Raw genomic sequence first — 16,139 nt, forward strand, 5'->3', positions numbered from 1 at the left:
TGTGGCCAGCCGCCGTACGCTGGCCATCCCGCCGTTTTGCAAGGTTGTAATCGATATGCGCGTATTGATCGCCGAACAGGATCACGCCCTCTACACCCGTCTGCTGCGTGAGGCCCTGCCCGATCTCGAGATCTTCACCAGTGGCGATTCCGCCGAACTGTCGCGTCTGGCCGCGGATTGTCCGGTCTGGCTCGGTCAGCCGGACCTGTTGGCGACCTTGTTGCGCCAGGGGCATCGCCCGGACTGGGTGCAGTCGACCTGGGCCGGAATCACGCCGCTGCTGGCCCATGGCTTGCCCCGTGAATACCGCCTGACCCGCGCTGTGGGCATCTTCGGCCAGGTCATGGCCGAGTACGTGCTGACCTACATGCTCGGCCACGAACGCGAAGTGCTCAGCCGGCTGATGAGCCAGGTCGAGCGCAAGTGGGATGGCCGCTCCGGGCGCAGCCTGGAAGGGCGCCGGGTGCTGATCGTGGGCACCGGTGACATCGGTCGTCAGGTTGGCGAGTTCCTCGTGCCGTTCGGCGTTCACCTCTATGGTGTCGCCAGCCAGCCACGTGTGTTGGCGCCGTTTATCGAAGTGGCGGGGCTGGATGACCTCGGTCGCCTGGTGGGCGAGGTGGACTATGTGGTCAACCTGCTGCCGGACACGCCGGCTACCCACGATATCTATGACGCTGCGCTGTTCGCCCGCTTCAACCCCGATGCGCTGTTCATCAATGCCGGTCGTGGCATGGCGGTGGTCGATGGTGACCTGGTCGACGCACTGACCAAAGGCCATCTGGCCGGCGCGGTGATCGATGTCTGCCGCCAGGAGCCGCTGCCGCGCAACCATCCGTTCTGGACCGCCCTGGGCCTGCTGCTGACCGGGCACAGCTCGGCGCCGACCTCGCCGGTGGCGATGGCGCGGTTGTTCGTGGAGAACCTGGGGGCGTATGGCGCGGGAGAGGAGTTGCGCGGGGAAGTGGATTTCGCGCGGGGGTATTGAGATGGCTATCGCTGCGGTTCGGTGCCCCGAACCGCAGCGATAAAGCGCTAGCGCCTTACAGCGTAAAATCACCTTCGGCCGCCAGCTCACTCAGCGGACGACGCGGGCTCGGCACTTCACGGGCCTGCAGGTACTCGGCCAGGGTAGCCTTGTCGCCCAGCTTGCCAATGGCGATGACCGCATGCAGCACGTACTCGTCAGGGATCTTCAGTTCCTTGCGGGTCAGTTCCTGATCGAAACCGGCCATACCGTGGGTGTGCCAGCCGCTCAGGCTGGCCTGCAGGGCCAGGTGACCCCAGGCGGAACCGGTGTCGAAGGTGTGCCACAGCGCCGGGGTTTCTTCGCTGGCGCCGGGGGCGGTGAAGGTGGTCTTGGACAGCACGATCACCAGCGCCGAGGCATGCTGCGCCCAGCTACGGTTGAATTCGTTGAGCAGGCCCAGGTAACGCTCCCAGTTCGCGGTGTCGCGACGGGCGAAGAGGAAACGCCACGGTTGCGAGTTGTAGGCCGACGGCGCCCAGCGTGCGGCTTCGAGGAAACTCAGCAGGGTTTCTTCGGCGATCGGCTCGGCGGTGAAGGCCCGCGGTGACCAGCGCTGGATGAACTGTTCGTTGATGGCGTATTCGGCAACGCGAGGATTGGCGCTCATGCGGGTTCCTGACAGGGGGGTATGAAATGATTTGCAAAACTACGCCTGTCCTACACACCCTGACAAGCGGTCTGGCAAAGGCGAAGCACTCGTCCTAGACTGGCGCCGCTCGATAGAGCAGAAGAATTTTGAAACAGGATCACCGCGACATGCAGGCAACTCCCGAACCGTTCTGGACCCGCAAGACCCTCGAGCAGCTCGATCGTCTGGAGTGGGAGTCGTTGTGCGATGGCTGCGGCCTGTGCTGCCTGCAAAAGCTCGAAGACGAAGACGACAACAGCGTCTATTACACGCGGATCGCCTGCAAACTGCTGGACCTGAAGACCTGCCAGTGCAGCGACTACCCCAACCGCTTCGCGCACGTACCGGACTGCATCCAGCTCACCCCGGGCAAGGCGGATCAGTTCAAGTGGCTGCCGCCTACCTGCGGTTATCGCCTGGTCAGCGAGGGCAAGGACCTGCCGCGCTGGCACCACTTGGTGTGTGGCGACCGTGAGCAGGTGCACAAGCAGCACATATCACAATCCGGACGCATGCTCAGCGAGGAGAGCGTGGACGAGGATGACTGGGAAGACTATCTGATTTTCCGCGCCAGCTAAGGTTTGCTGTAGAGCCTGCTTTCGCGGTCATCGCATTAAAACAAGGAGTCGGGCGATGTCTGTGCGTCACCATCTGGCGTGGGTCGTGTTGTTGCTGGCGAGCAACGCCGCCTGGGCGAAAAAAGTCGATCTGGACTACCACGTGCGCTTGCTGCCGCAGACCGGGCAGGCCGAAGTGCGCGTGACCCTCGCCGACGGCGCGCCGGTCCGCAGCCTCGATTTCGACCTGGGCAAGGAAGGCCTGTACAGCGACTTCAAGGCCGACGGCCCGTGGCAAGCACAGGCCGACAACCAGCGCGGCGTCTGGCGTCCGGCACCGGGCAAGGCCAGCCTGAGCTATCGGGTGCACCTCAACCATCGTATGAAGAACGGCAGCCATGACAGCCGCCTGTCGTCGGAGTGGGCCCTGTTTCGCGGTGATTACCTGGTGCCGCCAGCCCGTCTCGACCAGCAGGACGGCACCGAATTGGTGGCCCGGCTGACCCTGGAACTGCCCGCCGGCTGGAAAAGCATCGAGACCGCCTGGCCGCGGATAGGCAAGCAGCGTTTTCGCATCGACAACGTCTCGCGCCTGTTCGACCGCCCCACGGGCTGGATGCTGGCCGGCAACGTTGGCGCCCGGCGTACCCAGCTGGGCGACACCGAGGTCAGCGTGGCCGGGCCGTTCGGCCAGGGGCTGCGGCGGATGGATGCGCTGACGTTGCTGACCTTCGTCTGGCCGCAGTACCAGGCGGTGTTCCCGCGTACTCCGCCGAAGCTGCTGCTGGTTGGCGCGCGCGAGCACCTGTGGCGCGGCGCGCGGGCGGCGAACAACTCGATCTTCCTCAACAGCGCCACACCGCTGGTCAGCGAGAACGGCAGCAGCCCGCTGTTGCGCGAGCTGGTGCGGGTGTTCGCGCGGATCAGCGACCGCGAGGGCAGCGACTGGATCACCGAGGGGCTGGCCGAGTACTACTCCATCGAACTCTTGCGTCGTGCCGGCGGCATCAGCGATGACCGCTACCAGGCGCTGCAAGCGCGGCTGAACAAGGAAGGCAAGGCGGTCACCAGCGTGCGCGGTGAGCAGATCAGCGGCGCCACTGTTGCCCGGGCCGTACTGCTGTTGCAGGCGCTGGACCGCGAGATTCGCCTGCACAGCCAGAACAAGCGCTCACTGGACGACCTGACCCGCGCATTGATGCGGGTGAACAGCGTGAGTACCACGGAGTTCGTGCAGTTGGCGGAGAGTGTGCTGGGGCGGGAGTCTGAGGTGTTGCAGAGTTCGTTGTTGAAGTAGTGCTTCATCCCTGCCTGGCTATCTACAGATCTTTTAGGCAGGCACAGGGCGTCGGATCCCAACGAATTGTGGGAGCGGATTTATCCGCGAAGGGCCGCAATGCGGCCCTGAATCCATCCAGCACCCTGTTCCTTCCTGGCCTGGATCTCACATTCAGGCGTCCCTGCGGTCGAAAGAAATGCCGGACATAGACTGTCAACTCGTGCTGGATGGTTTTGGGGCCGCTCTGCGGCCCTTCGCGGATAAATCCGCTCCCACAGTTTGCGGTGGCATGACGTCCTGTGCTAACTGCGAGATGTGTAGACACCCATGCAGCGACGCGGCCTTCAGATCACGGCTTCGGATTCACCAACGAAACATTCCCCGTCACCGTCGCTTCCCGCGTAGCCGCCTCGGCGCTTGCCTTCAGCGCCTTCAACTCACTGCCGCTGCGCTCAATCCGTGAACGGATCTGGTCGAGGTCGGCGCGGCCGCGTTCCAGCAGGCTCTTGGCCGAGCAATGGCCGGTGACGCCACGGGCCAGCACTGCGCCGCCGATCGCCATCTGAACCAGGCCGAACAGGCCGCCGCGGCGCAATCCCTTGCCCACCATCAATACGCCGGTGGCCACGGAGCCCGCGCGCTCCCAGCCGGTGAGGTTCTGATCTGGCGTGCTCTGGAAAGGCGTAGTCGGAATCTCGATCTTCTGGGACATGGACAATGCTCCTGTCGGGTGCGTGATAGTCAGCAGACCGCCGGTGCGCGACCGGCGTTCCCTCGGTGTGGCCGGTTACTTGAAGCGCGGGCCGGAGCGGGTGTTCAAACCCTTGGCCATGCGGTCGTAGAGCACCACGTTCACGGTGGCCGCAAGGTTCATGCAGCCGTTGGTCGGGATGTAGATGGTTTCTTCGCACCAGGCGCGGACGTCTTCGTCCAGCGAACCGTCTTCGGGACCGAAGATGTAGATGGCGCGATCCGGGTGGGTGTATTCCGGCAGCGGGCGGGCGCCCTCGACCAGTTCCACGGCGACCGGGGTGCAGCCCAGGGGAATGATTTTCTGCAGGTCGTCGATGCCGATCAGCGGGATGTCGTAGTGAACCCGCTTGGTGTCGGTGACGAAGTCGCGAGCGCGTTCATAACGCTTGCCGGTGTAGAACACCGAGTTGACGCCATAGCAACCGGCGGCGCGCATGACCGAGCCGACGTTTTCCGGGGATTTGGGGTTGTACAGGCCGATGCAGCTGTACCGTTTGTTCGCCACGTGCCGGGCCCCTTCGCAAAAAAACGCGATTATACGGGGTCACCGGCATGGCTTTGCACGAAAAGTCGGACTTCAGTCCTTCTTCATCAACCCGGCGAGCGCGGCGAACGGGTTATGGGTGGCCTTGGCGATGCTCGGGGTGCTCAGCGAACCTTCGCTGAAGTATTGCTGGTCGGTGTAGCGGGAGTGCTCGTTGTCGTGGCAGTACAGGCACAGCAACTCCCAGTTGGAGCCGTCTTGCGGGTTGTTGTCGTGGTTGTGGTCGCGGTGGTGCACGGTCAGTTCGCTCAGGCGCTTGCCGGCGAATTCACGGGCGCAGCGGCCGCAGACGTGGGGGTACATTTTCAGGGCTTTTTGGCGATAGCCCCGTTCATCGTCGCGCTTGGCGTCGGCGAGAATGCGGTCGAGCCGCGCAGTGGCGGCAGCGGAGGAAGATGAAGTCATTTTTATACCTGCTCGGGCTTGTTACGGTTTTGACGCCAGTTTAACGCCACTGCCCGCGTCTGGGCAGGCAAACCGCCGCGCGGCGGAGTAGCCTGTAGTGTAGAACCTCGACCAGGAGCCCTCCATGCGTCTGACGAGCATCCTGCTTTGCCTGGCTTTTATCGCCACGGCCCAGGCCGCCGACCTGCAACCGCGGGTCATCGCACCGGTCCCCGGCGCCCCGGGAACCGCCACCCCGACCCCGTATCCGCAGGTGTCGCCGCCTGTCGTGCCGCGTGCCGCTTCCGGCAAGCCGGGAGCGCCCTTGCTGCCACCCGTGCCGCTGCCCGCACCGCCCAAGGATCAACCGTTGCCGGGGTTATCCCCAGACGCCGGCAAGGAGCGGGCGAAAGACGATTAGACCTGCTGCGACAAGCGTTGGCCGTCGAGCATGCGCAGCCGTTTGGACAGGGCCACGGCCAGCGCGCGGATGATTTTCGCGGCGATCTTCGGCGCGTCGTTGAGCATTTTTTCCAGCGAGTCCTTGCCCAGGCTGAGCAACTGGCAATCGCTGGCGGCCAGGCACGAGGCCGAACGCCGCTCGCCGTCCAGCACGGCCATTTCGCCGAAGGCGCGGCCCTTGCGCAGGATGGCGATTTCCACTTCGCGGCCGTCGGCGTCGGTCTTGCGCACCGATACCTGGCCGTGAACGATGATGCACATGAAGGTGCCGGCATCGCCTTCGCGGAAGATTTCCTGGCCTGCGTCCATGCTGCTCAGGGCGAAATAGCCGGCGGCGGCGAGGAAGTCGCCGGGCAGGAGCTGGTCGAACAGGCCGCAGTCCATCAACAGGTCGCGGATTTCGTTGGTGAGGAAGGTGGCTTCAGGCATCGCGTTCCGTCTTTCTTGTTGTCGAGTTGTGGTGATCGCACCGCGACTGGCGTCGCGGTGCAAGCTCTGACAACGGAAAACGCGATTTACACCACATCCAGCTCATTCAGGATGAAGGCATATTCCAGCGCCACGTCGCGCAGGCCCTGATAACGCCCGCTCATGCCACCGTGGCCGGCGCCCAGTTCGGTCTTGAGCAGCAGGGGATTGCCGTCGGTGCGGGTCACCCGCAGGCGTGCCACCCACTTGGCCGCTTCCCAGTACTGCACGCGGCTGTCGTTGTAGCCGGCGATCACCAGCATGGACGGGTAGGCCTGGGCTTTGACGTTCTCGTAAGGCGCGTAGGCCTTGATCCGCGCGTAAACCTCCGGCTCCTGCGGGTTGCCCCATTCGTCGTACTCGGTGACGGTCAGTGGAAGGTCGGGGTCGAGCATGGTGTTGAGCACATCGACGAACGGCACTTCGGCGATGGCGACCTTGAACAGTTCCGGGCGCTGGTTGAGCACCGCGCCGATCAACAGGCCACCGGCGCTGCCGCCGCTGATCGCCAGTTGCCCGGCGCTGGTCACGTTTTCGGCGATCAGGTGCTCGGCGCAGGCGATGAAGTCGTCGAAGGTGTTCTGCTTGTGTTCCTGCTTGCCGGCGCGGTACCAGGCCTCACCCAATTCGCCGCCGCCACGCACATGGGCGATGGCAAAGGCCACGCCGCGCTCCAGCAAGCTCAGGCGGGCATGGGAGAACCACGGGTCGAGGCTTTCGCCGTAGGCGCCGTAGCCGTACAGGTACAGCGGCACCGGACGGCCGAGGTCTTCGCGGCGCTGCACCAGGCTGATCGGGATGCGTGTGCCGTCGCCCGCAGTGGCCCAGAGGCGTCGGCTGACATAGGCGTCGGCATCGAACGGGCCGAGCACCGGAGTTTGCTTGAGTACGGCCTGCTCGCCGTTGGCGAGGTCCAGTTGACGCACCTGCGCCGGGCGGTTCAGTGCCTCGTAGCGCAGGCGGATGCGCGAACTGGCGAATTCCAGGCTGTCCTGCACGTACAGGCTGTAGGCGGCATCCGGCAATTGCACGCGGTAGACCGGCAGCCCTGCCGGATGCACTTCGATGATCGGCAGGCCGCCTTCACGCAGGCTCAGGGTCAGGGCGCTGGCGTTGAGGGTCAGGCCTTCCAGCATGATGTCGTCGCGGTGCGGGACCAGGACCTGCCAGTCGGCGCGGCTCGGTACCGCGTCGCTTGGTGCTTGGAACAAGGCGAAGTTGATGCCGTCCTGGTTGCTGCGGATGAGCCAGCGCCACTCGCCGTCGAGCTGGCCGTGGTCGGGGTAGTACTCGTGGCCTTCGACCCGCGCGGCCAGGCAGGTGAAGGGCTGCTCCGGGGTTTGCGCGTCCAGCACCCAGGCTTCGCTGGTGGTCTTGCTGTTGAGCAGCAGGATCAACTGGCGCTCGGAACTGGCCCGGTAGCAGTGCAGGAAGAAACGCCCGTCGGCTTCTTCGAACACCGCTTCGGCGTCGGTGCTGCCGAGGCGGTGGCGATACAGGCGGAAGGGCCGGTGGGTGTCGTCCAGTTCGGTGAAGAACAGCGTCTGGCTGTCGTTGGCCCAGGTCATGCTGCCGTCGCAGTCATCGAACGGCAGCTCGCGGATTTCGCCGCTGGCCAGTTCCTTGACGTACAGGGTGTAGATCTCGTCGCCACTGGTGTCGAGGCTGTAGGCCAGGCGCTGGTGGTCGGGGCTGACGTTGAAGGCGCCGAGGCTGAGGAAACCGCCGTCGGCCAGGGCGTTGGGGTCGAGCAGCAGTTCTTCGCGGTCCTGGTCGACGCTGTTCGAGTCGTCTGCCGGACGCGGGCAGCGATAGTGCCGTGGGTATTCGTCGCCCGCCGTGGTGCGGGTGTAATACAGGTACGGGCCCCAGGGCGAGGGCAGCGACAGATCCGTTTCGAGGATGCGGCCCTTGATCTCTTCGAACAATTGCTCGCGCAGGTCCGCCTGGTCGGCCAGTTGCGCCTGCTGGTAAGCGTTCTCGGCTTCCAGGTAGGCCATGACCTCCGCGGCGTCGCGCTCCTGTAGCCAGGCGTAGGGATCCGGTCCGTCGCCCTGGCGGGCGATCGGTGCAGGGGAAGCGTTGGCGGTAGCGGACATGGGGTTCTCTTGGCTGGGGGGCGCCTGCGCGCGGAAAAGCCGTTATCATAAGCGCCTGTTTGCCTACCTTTCCACGGACGCCATGACCGAAAACGACTATCTGTTCGCCTGGGGCCTGTACGCCCTGGCCGCCCTGGGCTGCCTGTGGGTGGGTTTCCGCATCACCGGCTGGATGTGGCGCTGGCTGCGCGAGCCGCTGCGGGTGCTGATGGCGGTGCTGCTGCTGACCCCGACCATCATCGACCCGGTCAAGGAGCTGTTCGCCCCGGCTATCGCCATCACCGCCCTCGACATGCTGTTCAAGGTCGGCAACAACGTCTGGCGCGCCGCTTCCGATCTGGCCATGTACGGCATGATCGCCTTCGCCCTTTACCTTATCTTCGTCGCCATCCGCCTGCCGCTGGAGGCCCGCGCCCGTGCCCGTCGCGAGCGCGCCGAAGCCGCCGCCAAGCGTGATGCCGACGAGGTCATGGCCGAGCCCGTTACAAGTGCCAGCCGCTATCGCGAGGAGCCGCCGGAATTGCCGCCGGGCGGCCCGCGCCAACGTCTCGAACCGCGTCTGTAACGCCCTGGAGCGACCCGAGCAATGTGTGAACTACTGGGCATGAGCGCCAACGTCCCCACCGATATCGTTTTCAGCTTTACCGGGCTGATGCAGCGCGGCGGCCGCACCGGCCCGCACCGCGATGGTTGGGGCATCGGTTTCTATGAGGGGCGCGGCCTGCGGCTGTTCCAGGACCCGGCCGCAAGCTGCGAGTCGGAAGTCGCCAACCTGGTGCAGCGCTACCCGATCAAGAGTGAAGTGGTCATCGGCCACATCCGCCAGGCCAACGTCGGCAAGGTCTGCCTGTCCAACACCCACCCGTTCGTCCGCGAACTGTGGGGGCGCAACTGGTGCTTCGCGCACAACGGCCAAATGCCCGCGTTCAACGGTCAGACGACCTTCTACCGGCCCATCGGCGACACCGACAGCGAAGCGGCCTTCTGCGACCTGCTCAACCGTATCCGTGAAGCCTTCCCGGAGCCGGTGGAGGTGGAAGAGCTGATTCCGGTGCTCGAACAGGCCTGCAACGAATACCGCGGCAAGGGCGTGTTCAACTGCCTGCTCAGTGATGGCGACTGGCTGTTCTGTTTCTGTTCGACCAAGCTGGTACACATCACCCGGCGTGCGCCGTTCGGCCCGGCCCGGCTCAAGGATGTCGACATGATCGTCGACTTCCAGGCCGAAACCACACCCAACGACGTGGTCACGGTCATCGCCACCGAGGCGCTCACTGAAAACGAAACCTGGCACCGCTACGAGCCCGGCCAATGGGGCCTGTGGCGGCGTGGCGAATGCATCGCACGGGGCCAGACCCGCTAAGGAAAGGCGTCATGCTCAGAAGCTACCTGCGATTGATCCTGTTCACCTGCGGCTTGCTGCTGGGGGTGCAGATTCCCGGCCTGATCAACGACTACAGCCAGCGTGTCGAGGCGCATCTGCTGGAGTCACGCGAGGGCCTCAAAGGCTTCGAGCAAACTGCGCAGCGCTTCTTCAAGGGCGATTTGCAGGCGCTGGTGCGGCATTACCGCGCCAGCGACGACCCGGTGTTCCAGAGCGATGCCAACAGCATCGACAGCCTGCTCAGCCGCAACCAGATGCTGGAAAGCGAATGGCAGGCGCTGCAGAGCGGTTGGCTGAGTCGCACCCTGCACGTGCTGACGCGCCCGGATCCGGCGATCCGCGAAGAAACCCTCAAGGGCTACAGCTACCAGATCCTCCTGACCCCGGACGCTGCGGCGTGGGGCCTGGGTTGCGCGGTGTTGTTCGCGCTGCTGATCGAGAGCCTGTTGCTGCTGGTCGGGTGGGTCATCATGGGCGGCCGGCGGAAGGCTGTGCAGCCAAGCTGGCGTTGAACCGTTAAACCGGAGGCCCGTGTGAGTCGTCTGCTCCTGAACTGCGACATGGGCGAAAGCTTCGGCAACTGGACCCTGGGTCTTGATGCCGAAGTCATGCCTTTCATTGATTGCGCCAACATCGCCTGCGGTTTCCACGCCGGCGACCCCGGCATCATGCGCCAGACCGTGGCCCTCGCGGCGGCCAACAAGGTGTTGGTCGGCGCCCATCCCGCCTACCCGGACCTGCAAGGCTTCGGCCGCCGGTCCATGGCCTGCAGCAACGAGGAAATCCGCGACCTGCTGCATTACCAGATCGGTGCGCTGGACGGCATCTGCCGGGTCCAGGGCACCCACGTCGCCTACGTCAAACCCCATGGCGCGCTGTACAACGACATGATGGCCAACCCGGACACGCTGCGCGCCGTGCTCGAAGCCGTCTCCGCCTACGACTCGACCCTGCCGCTGATGCTGATGGCCACCGCCGATGACAGTGCGGCGCAGGCGCTGGGCGACGAATTGGGCGTGACGCTGTGGTTTGAAGCCTTCGCCGACCGCGCCTATGACGCAGCGGGCCGGCTGGTGTCGCGGCGTCTGCCGGGGGCGGTGCATCACGATCCTGCTCTGGTGCTGGAACAGGCCCTGCGCCTGGCCCGCGGCGAGCCGCTGACCGCCAGCGATGGCAGCGCGGTGCGGCTGCGCGCCCAGACCCTTTGCGTGCACGGCGACAACCACAGCTCGGCGGCGGCGGTGCGGCAGATCCGTGAGGCGCTGGACGCCCTGGCCACCCCATGAAGCTGCGCGTCGAAGTGGTCGCCATCGATTGCCTGATGGTCCGTCTGTTCGATGCCATCGACGAAGCCAACATGCCGTGGATGCTCGCCGCCAGCCAGCGGCTGCGGGCGGTGTTCGGCGAGCGGCTGATCGATCTGGTGCCGTCGTACACCACGCTGATGCTGCAGTTCGACATGCTGCAGTGCTCGCCGCTTGAAGCGCGCAACCTGATCGATAACGCCCTGCGTGACCTTCAGCCGGACAACGGCGCAGGCGGGCGGCGGCTTGAAATTCCGGTGTGGTACGACGCCAGCGTCGGCCCCGAACTGAGTGTGCTGGCGGCCCGTTGCGGCGTGTCGGAGGACGAGATCATCCGCCGTCACAGCGGCCGTGAGTATCAGGTGTTCGCCCTGGGTTTCGCGCCGGGCTTTGCCTTTATGGGGCTGGTGGAAGAATCCCTGGCCTCGCCACGCCTGGCGACCCCGCGCAAGCGCGTGGCGGCCGGCAGCGTCGGTATCGCCGAGCGCCAGACCGCGGCTTATCCGGCGCTGTCGCCGGGCGGCTGGAACCTGATCGGACGCACCCCCGCGCCGTTGTTCGACCGCCAGCGCGACGGCTACAGCCTGCTGCAACCCGGTGATCGCGTGCGCTTCGTCGCCATTGCGCACGCCGAGTTTCTGGCTTTGGGCGGCGACGACACCCCGCAGGAGCAACAGCCATGAGCGTTCTGACCGTCGAGGCCAGCACGCCGCTGTGCCAGTTGCAGGACGCCGGCCGCTTCGGCGTGCGTCACCTGGGCGTGACCCAGGGCGGGGCGTTGGACTGGGTGTCGGCGCGCTGGGCCAACTGGCTGCTGGACAACCCGGCGCAGGCGGCCGTCATTGAAATCACCCTCGGCGGTTTTGCCTTGGTGGCCGAGGCGGATTGCTGCCTGGCCCTGGCCGGTGCCGATCTGGATGCCCGGCTGGACGATCAACCGCTCAAGCCCTGGCGCAGCTTTACCCTGCGCCGGGGCCAGCGCCTGCGTTTCAACCAGCCGCTGCACGGTGCTCGCGCGTATCTCGCGGCGCCGGGCGGCTTCGCGGCGCCACAGGTGCTGGGCAGTTGCGCGACGGTGGTTCGCGAAGGGCTTGGCGGGCCGGATGGCGAGGGGAGGGCGCTGATCAAGGGCGACCGGCTGGAATGTGCTGGCCAGACGGCGGGGCGGGGCGAGGTGCCGTTGGCGTTACGGCCTTCGTTCGAGGGCGAGCCGTTGCTGGATCTGGTGATGGGCGCGCAACTGGGCGAGTTCAGCGGGCAGAGCCTGTTCGACGCCTTCAACCGTGACTGGACGCTGGACAGCCGGGCCGACCGCATGGGCATTCGCCTGCTGGGGCCGGCGTTGCAGTATCAGGGCCAGCCGATGATTTCAGAGGGCATTCCGCTGGGCGCGGTGCAGGTGCCGCCGGATGGGCAGCCGATCGTGTTGCTCAACGACCGGCAGACCATCGGCGGGTATCCGCGGTTGGGGGCGTTGACGCCGTTGGCGCTGGCGCGGCTGGCGCAATGTTTGCCGGGGGAGAAGGTGCGGTTTAGGGCGGTGGTGCAGGAACTGGGGTGGGCCGAGATGCGGGATTGGTTCAAGAGGTTTGTTTGAGCTGAGGGGCCTCATCGCTGCACAGGTATCTACACATCTCGCAGGTAATCGCAAACCGTCAGCCACTTGCAATCCTGTGGGAGCGGATTCATCCGCGAAGGGGCGCGTAGCGGCCCCAAAACCATCCAGCACGAGGTGGTTGTCTAGGTCCGGCATTTTTGTCGACCTTCAGGATGTCTTGATGGGAGATCCAGGCCAGGCAGAAACAGTGTGCTGGATGGATTTAGGGCCGCTACGCGGCCCTTCGCGGATGAATCCGCTCCCACAGGTTGGTGAGCTGCGAGATGTGTAGATACCCATGCAGCGATGAAGCCCCAGAGAGCAACAAGAATTACTTAGACAAAAACCTCATCCCTTCTTCCAGTCCCCGCAACGTCAGCGGATACATCCGGTCTTCCACCAGTTCGCGCATGATGTTGGTCGAGGCGGTGTAGTTCCAGGTGTCTTTCGGATACGGGTTGATCCAGATGAGCTTCTTGAATTTCTCCATGAAGCGCTGCATCCACACGTAACCCGCTTCTTCGTTCCAGTGCTCGACGCTGCCACCCGGCTGGGTGATTTCGTAGGGCGCCATGGCCGCGTCACCGACAAACACCACTTTGTAATCAGCGCCGTACTTGTGCAGCAGGTCCAGGGTGGAGGTGCGTTCGGAGGTCCGCCGCAGGTTGTTCTTCCACACCGATTCGTACACGCAGTTGTGGAAGTAGTAGTACTCCAGGTGCTTGAACTCGGTCTTGCAGGCGGAGAACAGCTCCTCGCAGGTTTTCACGTGGGCATCCATCGAGCCGCCGATATCGAACAGCAGCAATAGCTTCACGGTGTTGCGCCGTTCCGGGCGCATCTGGATGTTGAGCAGGCCGGCGTCGCGGGCGGTGTGGTCGATGGTGCCGTCGATATCCAGTTCTTCGGCGGCACCCTGGCGAGCGAACTTGCGCAGCCGGCGCAGGGCCAGCTTGATGTTGCGGGTACCCAGTTCGACCTGGTCGTCGAGGTTTTTGTACTCGCGCTGGTCCCAGACCTTGACCGCCTTGCCCTGGCGCTTGCCGGCATCGCCGACGCGGATGCCTTCAGGGTTGAAGCCGCCCGAGCCGAACGGGCTGGTGCCGCCGGTGCCGATCCACTTGTTGCCGCCGGCATGGCGTTCCTTCTGTTCTTCCAGGCGTTTCTTGAACTCTTCGATCAGCTTGTCCAGGCCGCCAAGGGACTGGATCTGCGCGCGTTCTTCGTCGCTCAGCGAGCGCTCGAATTCCTTGCGCAGCCAGTCTTCCGGGATCAGGGCTTCCAGATGCCGGTCGAGGTTTTCCAGGCCCTTGAAATAGGCCGAGAAGGCGCGGTCGAACTTATCGAAATGACGTTCGTCCTTCACCAGGATCGCCCGCGACAGGTAGTAGAACTCGTCCATGTCGGCGAAGGTGACCCGCGCCTTCAGCGCATTGATCAGGTCGAGCAGTTCACGCACCGACACCGGCACTTTCGCCGCGCGCATTTCATTGAACAGGTTGAGCAGCATGGCATTCGCCCCCGTTGGCTCAGCGGTTGCCGCGACGGCTCATGAAGGCCAGGCGCTCAAGCAACTGCACGTCCTGTTCGTTTTTCACCAGGGCGCCGGCCAGCGGCGGGATGGCCTTGGTCGGATCGCGCTCGCGCAGCACCGCTTCGCCGATGTTGTCGGCCATCAGCAACTTGAGCCAGTCCACGAGTTCAGAGGTGGAGGGCTTTTTCTTCAGGCCCGGCACTTTGCGCACGTCGAAGAACACGTCCAGCGCTTCGCTGACCAGGTCTTTCTTGATGTTCGGGTAGTGGACGTCGACGATTTTCTGCAGGGTGTCGCGGTCAGGGAAGGCGATGTAGTGGAAGAAGCAGCGGCGCAGGAAGGCGTCGGGCAATTCCTTTTCGTTGTTCGAGGTGATGATGATGATCGGGCGCTGCTTGGCCTTGATTGTCTCGTCGATCTCGTAAACGTAGAACTCCATCTTGTCCAGTTCCTGCAACAGGTCGTTGGGGAACTCGATGTCGGCCTTGTCGATTTCATCGATCAGCAGGATCACTCGCTCTTCGGCTTCGAATGCCTCCCAGAGCTTGCCTTTCTTCAGGTAGTTGCGCACGTCGTGGACCTTGTCCACGCCCAGTTGCGAGTCGCGCAGGCGGCTGACCGCATCGTATTCGTAGAGACCCTGGTGGGCCTTGGTGGTGGACTTGATGTGCCAGGTGATCAGCCGGGCGCCGAAGGATTCGGCCAGTTGTTCGGCGAGCATGGTCTTGCCGGTACCCGGCTCGCCCTTGACCAGCAGTGGTCGCTCCAGGGTGATCGCCGCGTTGACCGCCAGTTTCAGGTCGTCTGTGGCGACGTATGCGCTGGTGCCTTCGAACTTCATGTGCCCATCCTCATTGCGGATGCCAAGGGGCATGGCCCTGGCGGAAAATTGTCATGCGCGACTATAACGTGCGTCCTACAAGACTGGGAACGCAGACGGCCCATTCAGTCTCTGAATGGGCCGTCACTCAATGACTCAGTCAGACTTGGGCGGCGAGCGTTCATATCGTGCGCTGAAGGCCTGGATAAAGCCGTTGCGCAGGATCTGCAAAAACGCCTCGAAGGCGCTGATATCGCTTTGATGCACGCTGCCGGAAAGTTCGACGCGGGTGGCGAACTGGTTTTTCGGCTGGTTCTTCAGCACCGTTTCGCTGGCGCCGACCAGCGCTTCCCAGATCGAACGGAAGAAGCTTTTGTCTTTGTTCTCGACGTCCTGCTGCCAGTTGAACACCTCGACATCCCGCAGCAACGGCTTGATATAGCCGCTGAGCCGGCCTTTCTGCGCCCGGGCTTCGATCACCAGGTCGCCATGGCCGGCGTTGAAGTCGAACTTGCCGTAGGCGCTGGCGAAGTCATTGAGGCGGCGTAACTGGATATCGGTGGCGCGCAGGCGGAATTCGAAGTCTTCGAAATTGCTCAGCGGGTCGAAGGTGGCGGTACTTTCCACGGCGGCGTCGCCCAGCAGGCGGGCCTTGCCTTCGAAACTGGCGTCGCGGCGGCCTTCCTTGTCGACCACGTTGGTCAGGTTGTGGATGCTGGCGTTGAGCTGGGTTGCCTTGAGCGCGACCGGCGGTTTGGAGTTGAAGTTGCGGGAGGGCAGGGGGCCGTCCTGAATCAGCACTTCGTTGAGGGTGATCGGCAGGGGGTTTTCCAGTTGTTGCCGCCCGTTGGTGCCGCGACCGGTCTGCGAGGCTTGTTTATTGCCGCCGTCGACGAAGTTGAGCTCGGGCTTGAGGAAGGTCACCTCGGCGACCACCGCATGGTCGTACCACAGCGAATGCCAGCTTACCGACAGGTCGATCAACGGCGCGTCGAGCAGTGGCACCGGGACTTTGCCGCTGGTCTTGACGATGGTCAGGCCGTTGATCTTGTAGGCGCCGCGCCACCACGCCAGGTCAACGTCGGCGACCTGGCCGCGGTACTCGCCCATGTCAGCGAGCTTGCCATTGAGGTAGTCGCGCACCAGCCAGGGCAGCGACAGGTGCAGGGCGAGCAACAGCAGGATCAGGCTGGCCAGGCCCAGCAGCGGCCAGCGGTAGCGGCGTTTCATCGGCGTCTCCCGGATGCGCATGAAGGGTTGACCGCCGTCAATGGCGCGGAGTTCGGCCGGGGTAGA

General features: G+C 64.3%; 19 protein-coding genes. 10 read left to right on the forward strand and 9 right to left on the reverse strand.

Annotated features, from left to right (window positions below; genetic code table 11):
• The first annotated feature begins 55 nt into the window (after positions 1-55).
• Entirely contained in the window at positions 56-988 is a 933-nt protein-coding gene (locus HWV67_RS11630) for a D-2-hydroxyacid dehydrogenase (RefSeq protein WP_175651326.1), read from the forward strand.
• 55 nt (positions 989-1,043) lie between these two features.
• Here the strand turns inward: HWV67_RS11630 and HWV67_RS11635 are convergent, their stop codons facing one another.
• The gene (locus tag HWV67_RS11635; protein WP_095153920.1) at positions 1,044-1,637 is read right to left on the reverse strand and encodes a nitroreductase family protein; all 594 of its coding nucleotides are present in this window, start codon (positions 1,635-1,637) and stop codon (positions 1,044-1,046) included.
• Positions 1,638-1,786: 149 nt separating this feature from the next.
• Between HWV67_RS11635 and HWV67_RS11640 the strand changes: the two genes are divergently transcribed.
• Both HWV67_RS11640 and HWV67_RS11645 read left to right on the forward strand, forming a co-directional pair.
• On the forward strand, positions 1,787-2,236 hold the full coding sequence (locus HWV67_RS11640; RefSeq protein WP_175651327.1) for a YcgN family cysteine cluster protein: 450 nt from the start codon (positions 1,787-1,789) through the stop codon (positions 2,234-2,236).
• A 55-nt stretch (positions 2,237-2,291) separates the two neighbouring features.
• The gene (locus HWV67_RS11645; protein ID WP_175651328.1) at positions 2,292-3,512 is read left to right on the forward strand and encodes a hypothetical protein; all 1,221 of its coding nucleotides are present in this window, start codon (positions 2,292-2,294) and stop codon (positions 3,510-3,512) included.
• A 331-nt stretch (positions 3,513-3,843) separates the two neighbouring features.
• On the opposite strand, the gene HWV67_RS11650 is transcribed toward HWV67_RS11645, so the two are convergent.
• The 3 genes from HWV67_RS11650 to HWV67_RS11660 form a co-directional block, all read right to left on the reverse strand.
• A complete protein-coding gene (locus HWV67_RS11650; protein ID WP_371929297.1) occupies positions 3,844-4,206 on the reverse strand; it encodes a YgaP family membrane protein in 363 nt (120 codons plus the stop codon).
• A 75-nt stretch (positions 4,207-4,281) separates the two neighbouring features.
• Complete coding sequence (locus HWV67_RS11655; protein ID WP_175651330.1) at positions 4,282-4,752, reverse strand: RNA methyltransferase; 471 nt, start codon at positions 4,750-4,752, stop codon at positions 4,282-4,284.
• A gap of 72 nt (positions 4,753-4,824) precedes the next feature.
• A complete protein-coding gene (locus HWV67_RS11660) occupies positions 4,825-5,196 on the reverse strand; it encodes a YajD family HNH nuclease (RefSeq protein WP_175651331.1) in 372 nt (123 codons plus the stop codon).
• Positions 5,197-5,320: 124 nt separating this feature from the next.
• Here HWV67_RS11660 and HWV67_RS11665 point away from each other — a divergent pair, with 124 nt between their 5' ends.
• Entirely contained in the window at positions 5,321-5,596 is a 276-nt protein-coding gene (locus HWV67_RS11665; protein ID WP_175651332.1) for a hypothetical protein, read from the forward strand.
• On the opposite strand, the gene HWV67_RS11670 is transcribed toward HWV67_RS11665, so the two are convergent.
• Both HWV67_RS11670 and HWV67_RS11675 read right to left on the reverse strand, forming a co-directional pair.
• Entirely contained in the window at positions 5,593-6,066 is a 474-nt protein-coding gene (locus HWV67_RS11670) for a cyclic nucleotide-binding domain-containing protein (protein WP_175651333.1), read from the reverse strand. The two genes, HWV67_RS11665 and HWV67_RS11670, sit on opposite strands and share 4 nt — an antisense overlap.
• 86 nt (positions 6,067-6,152) lie before the next feature.
• Positions 6,153-8,204: a S9 family peptidase gene (locus HWV67_RS11675; protein ID WP_175651334.1), complete on the reverse strand. Its 2,052-nt coding sequence runs from the start codon at positions 8,202-8,204 to the stop codon at positions 6,153-6,155.
• Positions 8,205-8,286: 82 nt separating this feature from the next.
• Between HWV67_RS11675 and HWV67_RS11680 the strand changes: the two genes are divergently transcribed.
• From HWV67_RS11680 to HWV67_RS11705, 6 genes are read left to right on the forward strand one after another with little or no spacing between them, the layout of a single operon-like run.
• Positions 8,287-8,769, forward strand: coding sequence for an MFS transporter (locus HWV67_RS11680; protein ID WP_095154330.1), 483 nt, complete (start codon positions 8,287-8,289; stop codon positions 8,767-8,769).
• 21 nt (positions 8,770-8,790) lie between these two features.
• Complete coding sequence (locus HWV67_RS11685) at positions 8,791-9,567, forward strand: class II glutamine amidotransferase (RefSeq protein WP_175651335.1); 777 nt, start codon at positions 8,791-8,793, stop codon at positions 9,565-9,567.
• Between the two features lie 11 nt (positions 9,568-9,578).
• The gene (locus HWV67_RS11690; RefSeq protein WP_175651336.1) at positions 9,579-10,100 is read left to right on the forward strand and encodes a DUF2937 family protein; all 522 of its coding nucleotides are present in this window, start codon (positions 9,579-9,581) and stop codon (positions 10,098-10,100) included.
• Between the two features lie 21 nt (positions 10,101-10,121).
• Positions 10,122-10,874, forward strand: coding sequence for a 5-oxoprolinase subunit PxpA (locus HWV67_RS11695; protein WP_175651337.1), 753 nt, complete (start codon positions 10,122-10,124; stop codon positions 10,872-10,874).
• A complete protein-coding gene (pxpB, locus tag HWV67_RS11700) occupies positions 10,871-11,575 on the forward strand; it encodes a 5-oxoprolinase subunit PxpB (protein WP_175651338.1) in 705 nt (234 codons plus the stop codon). The genes HWV67_RS11695 and pxpB overlap by 4 nt, the downstream gene beginning before the upstream one ends.
• On the forward strand, positions 11,572-12,489 hold the full coding sequence (locus HWV67_RS11705; protein WP_175651339.1) for a biotin-dependent carboxyltransferase family protein: 918 nt from the start codon (positions 11,572-11,574) through the stop codon (positions 12,487-12,489). Before pxpB ends, HWV67_RS11705 begins: the two co-directional genes overlap by 4 nt.
• Before the next feature lie 331 nt (positions 12,490-12,820).
• Here HWV67_RS11705 and HWV67_RS11710 read toward each other — a convergent pair whose 3' ends face one another.
• The 3 genes from HWV67_RS11710 to HWV67_RS11720 form a co-directional block, all read right to left on the reverse strand.
• Entirely contained in the window at positions 12,821-13,999 is a 1,179-nt protein-coding gene (locus HWV67_RS11710) for a vWA domain-containing protein (RefSeq protein ID WP_110968520.1), read from the reverse strand.
• A gap of 19 nt (positions 14,000-14,018) precedes the next feature.
• On the reverse strand, positions 14,019-14,864 hold the full coding sequence (locus tag HWV67_RS11715; protein ID WP_110968521.1) for an AAA family ATPase: 846 nt from the start codon (positions 14,862-14,864) through the stop codon (positions 14,019-14,021).
• Positions 14,865-14,999: 135 nt separating this feature from the next.
• Positions 15,000-16,073 (reverse strand): DUF748 domain-containing protein, encoded by a 1,074-nt coding sequence (locus HWV67_RS11720; protein WP_175651340.1) that lies wholly within the window; start codon positions 16,071-16,073, stop codon positions 15,000-15,002.
• Positions 16,074-16,139: the final 66 nt, after the last annotated feature.

Source organism: Pseudomonas sp. Marseille-P9899 (genome assembly GCF_903166565.1).
GTDB lineage: Bacteria > Pseudomonadota > Gammaproteobacteria > Pseudomonadales > Pseudomonadaceae > Aquipseudomonas > Aquipseudomonas huaxiensis.

Excerpts from the sequence above, each read along its gene's own strand:
- HWV67_RS11630 (WP_175651326.1), top strand. The coding sequence starts at position 56 with ATGCGCGTATTGATCGCCGAACAGGATCACGCCCTCTACACCCGTCTG.
- HWV67_RS11635 (WP_095153920.1), bottom strand. The coding sequence starts at position 1,637 with ATGAGCGCCAATCCTCGCGTTGCCGAATACGCCATCAACGAACAGTTC.
- HWV67_RS11640 (WP_175651327.1), top strand. The coding sequence starts at position 1,787 with ATGCAGGCAACTCCCGAACCGTTCTGGACCCGCAAGACCCTCGAGCAG.
- HWV67_RS11645 (WP_175651328.1), top strand. The coding sequence starts at position 2,292 with ATGTCTGTGCGTCACCATCTGGCGTGGGTCGTGTTGTTGCTGGCGAGC.
- HWV67_RS11650 (WP_371929297.1), bottom strand. The coding sequence starts at position 4,206 with ATGTCCCAGAAGATCGAGATTCCGACTACGCCTTTCCAGAGCACGCCA.
- HWV67_RS11660 (WP_175651331.1), bottom strand. The coding sequence starts at position 5,196 with ATGACTTCATCTTCCTCCGCTGCCGCCACTGCGCGGCTCGACCGCATT.
- HWV67_RS11665 (WP_175651332.1), top strand. The coding sequence starts at position 5,321 with ATGCGTCTGACGAGCATCCTGCTTTGCCTGGCTTTTATCGCCACGGCC.
- HWV67_RS11670 (WP_175651333.1), bottom strand. The coding sequence starts at position 6,066 with ATGCCTGAAGCCACCTTCCTCACCAACGAAATCCGCGACCTGTTGATG.
- HWV67_RS11675 (WP_175651334.1), bottom strand. The coding sequence starts at position 8,204 with ATGTCCGCTACCGCCAACGCTTCCCCTGCACCGATCGCCCGCCAGGGC.
- HWV67_RS11680 (WP_095154330.1), top strand. The coding sequence starts at position 8,287 with ATGACCGAAAACGACTATCTGTTCGCCTGGGGCCTGTACGCCCTGGCC.
- HWV67_RS11685 (WP_175651335.1), top strand. The coding sequence starts at position 8,791 with ATGTGTGAACTACTGGGCATGAGCGCCAACGTCCCCACCGATATCGTT.
- HWV67_RS11690 (WP_175651336.1), top strand. The coding sequence starts at position 9,579 with ATGCTCAGAAGCTACCTGCGATTGATCCTGTTCACCTGCGGCTTGCTG.
- pxpB (WP_175651338.1), top strand. The coding sequence starts at position 10,871 with ATGAAGCTGCGCGTCGAAGTGGTCGCCATCGATTGCCTGATGGTCCGT.
- HWV67_RS11705 (WP_175651339.1), top strand. The coding sequence starts at position 11,572 with ATGAGCGTTCTGACCGTCGAGGCCAGCACGCCGCTGTGCCAGTTGCAG.
- HWV67_RS11710 (WP_110968520.1), bottom strand. The coding sequence starts at position 13,999 with ATGCTGCTCAACCTGTTCAATGAAATGCGCGCGGCGAAAGTGCCGGTG.
- HWV67_RS11715 (WP_110968521.1), bottom strand. The coding sequence starts at position 14,864 with ATGAAGTTCGAAGGCACCAGCGCATACGTCGCCACAGACGACCTGAAA.
- HWV67_RS11720 (WP_175651340.1), bottom strand. The coding sequence starts at position 16,073 with ATGAAACGCCGCTACCGCTGGCCGCTGCTGGGCCTGGCCAGCCTGATC.